We start from the raw sequence: 3079 nt of genomic DNA on the forward strand, positions 1-3079 counted from the left end.
GACGGCGGGCAGCGGGGGGACGGCCCGGTCGTAGACGTCCCCGGCGACGAGGACGGCGTCGACCTCGCGCGCGTGGACCGTGTCCACGAGGTGGTCGAGGAAGGCGGCCTGGGCGTCGAGCAGGCCGACGCGGTGGAAGGACCGGCCGAGGTGCCAGTCCGAGGTGTGCAGGAACCTCACGATGCCGTCCCACCCCGCATGTGCCCGTGCTCCTCGCCCCTGGTTCCCGTCGTGTGCGGCCTCCACGCTAACCCGGCGGGAGGCGTGGCCGTGCCGGGTCCGGTACTTCCGCCCCGGCCCCGGCCTCCGCTCAGGCGTCCCCGTACGCCTCGCCGCCGAGCGCGAAGCCGGCGGTGCCGGCGGTGACGTCGGCGAGCCAGGCGCGGAAGGCGGGGACGTCGGCGTCGGGGAGGCCGATCTCCAGGGTGACGGCGTCGGCGTACCGGACGTCGCGGACGGCACGGCCGGTGGCCCGCAGGTCGTTCTCCAGTTTCCCGGCGCGCTGGTGGTCGACGGTGACGGTGGCGAGCCGGAAGCGCTGCCGGGTGATCGTGCCGAGCGCGTCGAGCGCCTCGCCGACCACGCCGCCGTACGCGCGGATGAGCCCGCCGGCGCCGAGCTTCACGCCGCCGTAGTAGCGGGTGACGACGGCGGCGACGTACCGCATCTCGCGGCGCAGCAGCATCTGGAGCATGGGGACGCCGGCGGTGCCGCCGGGTTCGCCGTCGTCGCTGGCCTTCTGGACGGAGGCGTCGGCGCCGAGGACGTACGCGAAGCAGTTGTGGGTGGCGGTCGGGTGCTCCCTGCGGATCCGGGCCACGAACTCCTGCGCCTCCCGCTCGTCGGCGACGGGCGCGAGCGCGCAGAGGAAGCGCGAGCGGTTGATCTCGGTCTCGTGGACACCTTCGCGGGCGAGGGTGCGGTACTGCTCCTGCATCCCGCCAGCCTACGTTCCCCGGCTCCGGCCGGTCCCGGCGGCCGGAGCGGAGGGTGACCCGGCGGTGACGGGGCGGGTGGCACCGTGGGGGGGGCGCGGTGGCGGGTGCGGCCGGCGGGAATCACGCGCCGTGGCGGCCCGTTGACGCGGATGACAGCACTTCCGAGCGAGAGAAGGCACGGCGATGAGCGTCGAGACCACGACCACCGAGTCGGACACCGTACGCAGGATCCTCACCGAGTCCGGGGACACCTGGGCGATCGTGGGCCTCTCCTCGAACCGCTCCCGGGCCGCGTACCAGGTGGCGGCCGTGCTCCAGCGGTTCGGGAAGCGGATCGTGCCGGTGCACCCGAAGGCGGAGACGGTCCACGGCGAGCAGGGGTACGCGTCCCTCGCGGACGTCCCGTTCCCGGTGGACGTGGTCGACGTGTTCGTCAACAGCGAGCTGGCCGGCGGCATCGCGGACGAGGCCGTGGCGGCGGGCGCGAAGGCCGTCTGGTTCCAGCTGGACGTCGTCGACGAGGAGGCGTACGCCCGGACCCGGGCGGCCGGGCTGGACATGGTGATGGATCGCTGCCCCGCCATCGAGATCCCCCGGCTGGGCTGAGCGCCTGTCCGGCCGCTCGCGGAGCGGGCGGTCAGGCGGCGGGGACGCCGAGGCCTTCGAGGACGACGGCGCCGGGCAGGTCCGCGAGGGCCTTGCCGGGCACGATGAGCTTGCCGCGGCGCCGGCCGCTGCCGATGAGCACCCACGGGGTGTCGACGACGGTCGCGTCCACGAGGAGCGGCCAGGCCGCCGGCAGGCCGATCGGGGTGATTCCGCCGTACTCCATCCCGGACTCGCCGGTCGCGGTGTCCACCGGCGCGAACCTGGCCTTGCGGGCGCCGAGGTGCTTGCGGGCGACGCCGTTCACGTCGACGCGGGTGGCCGACTTCACGACGCAGGCGGCCAGGGTCGTGGTCTCGCCGCGCTTGCCCGCGAGGACCACGCAGTTGGCCGAGGCGTCGAGCAGTGCGGCCCCGTGGTGCTCGACGAAGACGGCGGTGTCCGCGATGTCCGGGTCGGTGTCCACGTACAGCAGCTGGTCCGCGGGGACGGTGCCCGTCCAGGTGCGGACGGCGGCCGCGACGGGCTCGGTGAGGAGTTCCAGGCACTCGGGGGCGGGCAGGGCCCGGTCGAAGTCTCCGATGGGTGCGCGCATGCGGGCACGCTAACAAGGTCGCGGGCCGCGCGTCCGGGCGTCTCAGCGGGTGGGCGGGGCGGCCCGGCGCACCGGCGGGATGGAGACGGCCATGGTCAGGGTGGCCGGCTCGTCACCGTCGTTGCGGTACGCGTGGGGCGCGCCGGCCTCGAAGACGGCGGAGCTGCCGGCGGGGATGCGGTGTTCCTGGCCGTCCACGACGAGGGTGAGCGTCCCGGCCGTGACGTGCAGCAGCTCGGTCGTGCCCTCGGGGTGCGGGTCGGAGGCGCTGGCGTCGCCGGGCATGAGGGTCCAGGACCACAGCTCCAGGGGGCCGCGCGCCTCGGTGCCGACGAGGAGGGTGGTGCTGCTGCCGGCCGGGGTGGACCACATGCGGACGGCCTGGTCCGGCGGGACGACCCGGACCTGGGGCCCCTGCTCGTGGTCGAGAAGGGTCGTGATCGAGACGCCGAGGGCGTCGGCGAGCTTGACGGTGGTGCCGACGCTGGGGTTCGTCCGGGCCTGCTCGATCTGGATGATCATGCCCCGGCTGACGCCGGCCCGGGCGGCGAGGGCGTCGAGCGTGAAGCCCCGCTCGTTGCGCCAGCGCTTCAGGTTCCGGGCGAGCGACTGCGTGAGCTGGTCGAGGTCCGACACGTTCCGTCCAATATTTTGGATGACAGAGTTCAACAGATTGAACTACGGTGGAGTGCATCCGATCGTTCACTGCACTGTACTGCCCTGCTCCGGGCCGTACCGCCCCGCGCCCGCGCCGGCCCGGCCTCGCGGGGAAGCCCGACCGCCCTGTCCGTCCTGGCCACGAGTGGCGTGCCCGGGTCTCCCGTACGCCGGCGTGGTCGGGCCTGCGGCCGCGCTCGCCTTCCACGAGGCGCTGGCCCTCGGCCCCACGGGCGCGGTCTCGCCCTCCGGTGGCCTAGGAGGAGGCGCCGGAGGGCGAGAC

Annotated in this window: 5 protein-coding genes; 1 reads left to right on the top strand and 4 read right to left on the bottom strand. The window is 74.4% G+C overall.

What is annotated here, in order from left to right:
* Window positions 1-246, bottom strand: a 246-nt coding sequence (locus RIF68_RS32565; RefSeq protein WP_375165768.1) for an exonuclease SbcCD subunit D, incomplete at its 3' end; no start/stop codon positions are given.
* Between the two features lie 64 nt (window positions 247-310).
* Window positions 311-937 (bottom strand): YigZ family protein, encoded by a 627-nt coding sequence (locus RIF68_RS32570; protein WP_309054942.1) that lies wholly within the window; start codon window positions 935-937, stop codon window positions 311-313.
* 184 nt (window positions 938-1121) lie between these two features.
* On the opposite strand from RIF68_RS32570, the gene RIF68_RS32575 reads away from it, so the two are divergent.
* On the top strand, window positions 1122-1544 hold the full coding sequence (locus tag RIF68_RS32575; protein ID WP_309054944.1) for a CoA-binding protein: 423 nt from the start codon (window positions 1122-1124) through the stop codon (window positions 1542-1544).
* A gap of 31 nt (window positions 1545-1575) precedes the next feature.
* On the opposite strand, the gene RIF68_RS32580 is transcribed toward RIF68_RS32575, so the two are convergent.
* Both RIF68_RS32580 and RIF68_RS32585 read right to left on the bottom strand, forming a co-directional pair.
* Window positions 1576-2139 (bottom strand): YbaK/EbsC family protein, encoded by a 564-nt coding sequence (locus RIF68_RS32580; protein WP_309054946.1) that lies wholly within the window; start codon window positions 2137-2139, stop codon window positions 1576-1578.
* A gap of 42 nt (window positions 2140-2181) precedes the next feature.
* Window positions 2182-2775, bottom strand: coding sequence for an XRE family transcriptional regulator (locus RIF68_RS32585; RefSeq protein ID WP_309054949.1), 594 nt, complete (start codon window positions 2773-2775; stop codon window positions 2182-2184).
* Between the last annotated feature and the right edge of the window lie 304 nt (window positions 2776-3079).

This window comes from Streptomyces sp., from assembly GCF_031178505.1.
GTDB classification, from domain to species: domain Bacteria; phylum Actinomycetota; class Actinomycetes; order Streptomycetales; family Streptomycetaceae; genus Streptomyces; species Streptomyces gulbargensis.